Origin of the sequence: Tianweitania sp., from assembly GCF_032053605.1 — a bacterium.
Classification (GTDB): Bacteria; Pseudomonadota; Alphaproteobacteria; order Rhizobiales; family Rhizobiaceae; genus Tianweitania.
Map to the genome: position 1 here is coordinate 8,149 of NZ_DAMBUH010000122.1, position 532 is coordinate 8,680.

At 46.1% G+C, this 532-nt stretch carries 1 protein-coding gene; it reads left to right on the forward strand.

Going from position 1 to position 532, the window contains the following annotated elements:
• On the forward strand, positions 1-532 hold a 532-nt coding region (locus RTX98_RS18205), incomplete at both ends, for a hypothetical protein (RefSeq protein ID WP_312798209.1).

Consider the following 532-nt stretch of genomic DNA (forward strand, 5'->3'; position numbering starts at 1 on the left):
CTGCTCTGAGCACGTTCTCCGTGTTGTTCCGAAGGAAAGCCGTATATCGCCAGGCTATTTATATGCTTTTCTGTCGAGTAGTTACGGCGTACCTTTAGTCGTCTCAGGAACCTATGGTGCAGTTATTCAGCATATTGAGCCAAAGCACATTGCCGATCTGCCGGTTCCAAGATTTGGTGAGGTGTTTGAGAACGGTGTTGGTGCCAAGATGGATGAGGCAGCTCAGAAATTGTCTAATGGCCAAAGGTTACTCGAAGAAGCGACTGATCTTCTGTTTTCCAAAACAGGGGTTTCAAATCCAAACTCATGTGAATGGAAGAAAGACTCCAGTGATCTAGGTTTTGAAGTGGCGTCAAATAACGCCGAGCCGTTGCGTGCATGGAATCATTCTTTGAGAGTTCGGCGTATCACTGATGAGATCGAGCGTGGAGACTTTAGTCTGTTGGCTGATCTGGTTGATATGGACTGGCTTCGCTGGAGAGTGATGTTCAAAAGAATTGATGCAGATAAAGAAAACGGCATCGAAGTTCTT